The sequence below is a fragment of the Kitasatospora aureofaciens genome (genome assembly GCF_019192735.1).
Classification (GTDB): Bacteria; Actinomycetota; Actinomycetes; order Streptomycetales; family Streptomycetaceae; genus Kitasatospora; species Kitasatospora aureofaciens_A.
Window position 1 is genome coordinate 1 of the sequence record NZ_JAHTKP010000137.1, and the last position, 4,469, is coordinate 4,469.

General features: G+C 71.5%; 4 protein-coding genes. 2 read left to right on the top strand and 2 right to left on the bottom strand.

Features of this window, described 5'->3' with window-relative positions; genetic code table 11:
• A partial coding sequence (locus KV557_RS41420; RefSeq protein ID WP_218207288.1) for an endo-1,4-beta-xylanase occupies window positions 1–277 on the bottom strand: 277 nt, incomplete at its 3' end.
• 423 nt (window positions 278–700) lie between these two features.
• Between KV557_RS41420 and KV557_RS41425 the strand changes: the two genes are divergently transcribed.
• A complete protein-coding gene (locus KV557_RS41425) occupies window positions 701–2,011 on the top strand; it encodes a YhgE/Pip domain-containing protein (RefSeq protein ID WP_218207286.1) in 1,311 nt (436 codons plus the stop codon).
• On the opposite strand, the gene KV557_RS41430 is transcribed toward KV557_RS41425, so the two are convergent.
• A complete protein-coding gene (locus KV557_RS41430; RefSeq protein ID WP_308130320.1) occupies window positions 1,974–2,390 on the bottom strand; it encodes a response regulator transcription factor in 417 nt (138 codons plus the stop codon). The two genes, KV557_RS41425 and KV557_RS41430, sit on opposite strands and share 38 nt — an antisense overlap.
• A gap of 332 nt (window positions 2,391–2,722) precedes the next feature.
• Between KV557_RS41430 and KV557_RS41435 the strand changes: the two genes are divergently transcribed.
• The coding region (locus tag KV557_RS41435) for an AAA domain-containing protein (RefSeq protein ID WP_305149052.1) at window positions 2,723–4,469 on the top strand (1,747 nt) is incomplete at its 3' end.

Here is a 4,469-nt window from a genome sequence, read left to right on the forward strand (position 1 = left end):
CGAGGGTGTGGCCGCGCATGCGCTGGCCGTGCGCGGAGGCGTGGTTGACGATCGAGTCGGCGGGGGCGAAGTTGAACGACCCGCGCGAGGGCTCGATGGTGTCCCACTTCATCTCGTTCTCCGGGGTGATCATCTTGAACTCCCGGTCGAGAATGGTCGAGTAGGCCGAGTCGCCGAGCCTGCCCGACGCCACTGCCGTACCGAAGTAGCGGCTGCTGCCGGCTGCCGCGTCGCCGACCGTGGTCGGCGAGTTGGTGTCCGGTGTGAGCGCTGCCATGGCGACCAGCGGGACGGCGACACCCGTGGCGGCGAGGGCCACGGCGATGGCGATCACGCGGCGGGTCGCCGGACGGCGGCGGTGAGAGCGGTTCTGATCTGGCAAGGGTTCGTTCCCTCTGGGACGGAGTTGGCCTTGGTCTTCGGCCTCGGTCACCTGTCAGTTGCCGCCGTGCGCGCAGAGGTTGCCGCGATCGGAGAATATTATTTTGGGTGTGGGGGAGTGCGTACCGACCGAGTTCGGCGCCCGAGGAACACCGGTGTCGAGCAGGCCGTCCAGACGTAGGGCCCCGGGCCTTGTGGCAAACGCCTCCTGCGCCATCCGTGAGTGCTGACATTCAGACCCTGTGTCACCTGTACGGCGGCTGAGCGCGTGTCACACCTCGTCGGCTCACGGGGGGCGCCCTACCTAGCGTTGAGCCCCATGGCTTCCCCCACCACCCCATCCGGCCGGGCCCCCGGGCCGACGGCGCGAGCCGGTTCGCTGCTGCGGCACCCGAAGCTGTGGATCGCGCCGTCCGTGCTCGCCGGGCTCGTCGCCCTGCTGCTGTCGCTGCTGTACATGGGCGGGATCATCGACCCGAACGGCAACCTGCACCGCCTGCCGGTGGCCCTCGTCGACGCGGACACCGGCGCGCCGCCGCCAGGGCAGCAGAAGAACCTGGGAGCACAGGTGACGGCCTCGGTCCTCGGAGGGTCGCCCGCCGGCTCGGTGAACTGGCACCAGGTCACGCAGGACCGGGCGCAGGAGCTGCTGGCGTCCGGCAAGATCTACGGCGCGCTGGTGATCCCGGCCGACTTCACCGCCGCCGTCACCGCACTGGCGGCGGGTCAGGCGAAGGCCCGGCCGACGATCACCGTGCTGACCAACCCGGGGGTCGGCAGTCTGGGCTCCTCGATGGCGGCACAGATCAACCAGGGCGCGGCCCGCGCAGCCTCGCTCGGCATCGGCAAGCAGCTGACCGCCTCTCCCGCGGCGGCGGCCGCCGATCCCGCCGCGCGGCTGCTGCTGGCCGACCCGGTCGCGGTGACCACTCAGGCCGGTCATCCGATCGGGGCGCACAGCGGTCTGGGACTGAGCGCGTTCTACTACACGCTGCTGCTGGTGCTGAGCGCCTTCATCACCGCCAACCTGATCCACAGCGGCGTGGACACCGCGCTCGGCTACGCCGACGGCGAGATCGGACCGTGGCACACCCGCCGGCCGACGGTGCCGATCGGCCGGACGCAGACCCTGGTGCTGAAGATGGTGATGACGGCAGGGATCCTGGTGCTCACCACGACGCTGGTGATGGTGGCCTGCATCGCGGTGCTCGGCATGGACGCCTCGCACCTCCCGCTCCTGTGGATCTTCTCCTACTGCGCCTGCTTGGCGGTGGGGCTGGGGGTGCAGGCGATCAACGCGGCGTTCGGCTCGCTCGGGCAGCTGGTGTCGATGTTCGTCTTCATCGCGCTGGCCCTGCCCTCCTCGGGAGCGACCATTCCACTGGAGGCGGTGCCGTCCTTCTACCGCTTCCTGGGTACGTTCGAACCGATGCGGCAGGTCAGCGGCGGGGTCCGGGACGCCCTCTACTTCGACGCGCGCGCCGACGCGGGTCTGGCCCGCGCCTGGACCATGATCGCCGTCGGTGCCGTCGTCGCGCTCGTGTTCGGCTTCGCGATGGCCCACTACTACGACCGCAAGGGCTTCAAGCGCCTCACCCCGCAGCCGCAGCCGGTCGAAGCGGCACCGTAGCTCTGAGCGGACGAACGGGCCGGGGCGCGTCGCGCGCCCCGGCCCGTTTCCGGGACGGCGGGTCAGCCTGACCCGGCTTGGCCAGGTAGTCGTCGCCTCCACAGGCGAATCCCTCGACCCGGTCCGTGACGGTGTCGCAGGCCGTGAGGAAGAGCACCGGCACCGTCCCGCCGTTGCCGCGCAGCTTGCGTACGTAGTCCAGGGCGTCCCCGGAGGGCACCATCCGGTCGAACACGGCGCAGTCGTAGTCGGTCGCGAACAGCGCCTCGTCCGCGGCCGGCAGGTCCGCCGCCTCGTCGACGGCGAGGCCGGAGCCGCGCAGCGCCGCGACCACGGCGAAGCGCAGATCAGCATCGTCCTCGACCACCAGTACTCGCACCTGCGGAACTATGACCCCAGCTGGGGCCGGTGGGCTCATCCGCGAGGGTCACGGAAGTGAGCGCTCACCGGCCTCGGCCACGAATGTCGTACTCGGCCACCACCCGGAGGCGCTCAAGGCCCTCCGCGAGGCCCTCGCCCTGACTCGCCTCAACCGTCGTGGGAGGGGGACTGCCGACGGGACCTTCGCCACGGTGCGCCGGGAGCCGAACGCTGCAGAGTGCCGCAAGGGAGAGCAGTGATCTGTATAACAAACACACACGGGGAGTGACCGGTGTGGGATAGATTCCCGAATCGGCGTCGTCGTGTCCGAGCGGGCCAGGTGGGGGATCGTTGGCGCAGTGGATGGAGCAGCTGGTCCAGGCGGTGGACGAGGTGCTGGGCGGTGAGGGCCGTTCCGGTGGCCGCGCGGGATCTCCGCGGCACACGAAGGTCGGAGACGTGCACTACCTGGAGGACGGCTGGTACGGGCTGCCCACCTACGCGAGCCGGATCGACCCCGATGACCTCCAGGACATGCGGCTGGCCACGGGCGCCGGGCCCGACGACCGGCAGGGCCGTGCGTTCACCGTGCTCGGCTGGCGGGTCGAGTCGGAGCGGGTACGCCTCCAGGTGGCGGCCCACGCTCCCCGGAGCGGTCTGGCGCTGTGGGCTGTGCGGCGCCCGCCCGACTTCCTGCTCCGCTCACTGCGCGACGAGCTGGCGGCCCTGCGCGACAACGGACTCGCGGAGCGCCTGGTCGGCCGACGGATCGACGCGGTCGCGCCGGTGGAGAGCTCGGCCTGCGGTGGTGTCCTGCAGAGAGGTCAGGCTCAGGCGTACTTGGCCTGTACGTCACCCGGCCTGCGGCTGGTCTGGGGGCCGCCGGGCACCGGGAAGACGACGGTGCTGACCCGCGCGTTGAGCGACCTGGCCCTGCGGGGCAAGCGGGTCCTGCTGGTCTCCGGTACCAACGTGGCGGTGGACAACGCGCTGGAGGGCGTGCTCAAGGGTCGCGACTCGCTGCCGCCGGGCCTGATGGTCCGGGTCGGTTCGCCCGCGCTCCGCCAGGTAGCCGAGGACCCGAGGGTTTCGCTGCCCCTGCTGGTGCGGTCGAAGGTGGCGGAGGCCGAGCAGGCAGTGGATGGGATCGCCGAGCAACTCTCCGTCCTGGCGAGCGAACCGGCGCTGACCGAGCTGCGGGATACGGAGACCCGACTCGCAGGGTTCGATCCCGAGACGTACGAGCAGGCCAAACGACGCCTTGCCCACGCTGTCCTGGTGGAGCGCCTCGTCGCCGAGTCGGAGGCGGCCGAAGCGGGGGAGCGGGACGCCCGGGACCGGAGCGAGTACGCCTGCGGGGCGCACCGGGAGGCGCGCGGCCGCTGGGAGAGCTGGGCGCCGCAGCGGGCCCTGCTGGAGCAGGCGGCGCAGTGGCTGGCCGAGATCGAGAAAGGGCTGCAGAGCTGGCAGCAACTGCGGGCCGCGCTCTTCGACGCCGAGGCCGCGCTGGCCGCACTCGACACGGAGGAACGCGAACTCGACGGGCGGAGCTGGCTGCGAAGCAGACGGCGACGAGGCGAGATCCAGCGCGAACGAGCTGAGCGGACCGTGCGCCGGGACGCTCTCCATCAGCAGGTCACCCAAGCCGCAGAGACCTACGCCGCCCACCACGAGGTGCTGCGTGGGCGCATCGCCGAGGCACAGGCGGAGGCGTATCCCGTCGACGACACCGAACTGCGCCTCCAACAAGCCCTGATCGATTCGACCGCCGCCGACCAGGCGAAGGCGGACGAGGATTTCGCGCTCGCCCAGCAGACGGCGCAGGCCGCCGCTCACCGCCTGCGGACCGCCCAGCAGGACCACCGCCCCCAACCCGGGGACGCCGATCTGGTCGCCACCGCCGACAAGGCCGGACTGCCCCAACTGGCCCTCCGACTCCAGGAATTGCGCGCGGCCTGCGCCGGACTGCTCTCCAGGCAAGGCGAGCTGGAACGCGAACACGAACGGCTCGTACGGGAACTGGCGCGCCGGCGCGCCCAGGCCGAGCCCGAACTGATCCGCGGGGCGAGCGTGGGGGCCCCCCCCCGCGCCCCGCGGC

Excerpts from the sequence above, each read along its gene's own strand:
- KV557_RS41425 (WP_218207286.1), top strand. The coding sequence starts at position 701 with ATGGCTTCCCCCACCACCCCATCCGGCCGGGCCCCCGGGCCGACGGCG.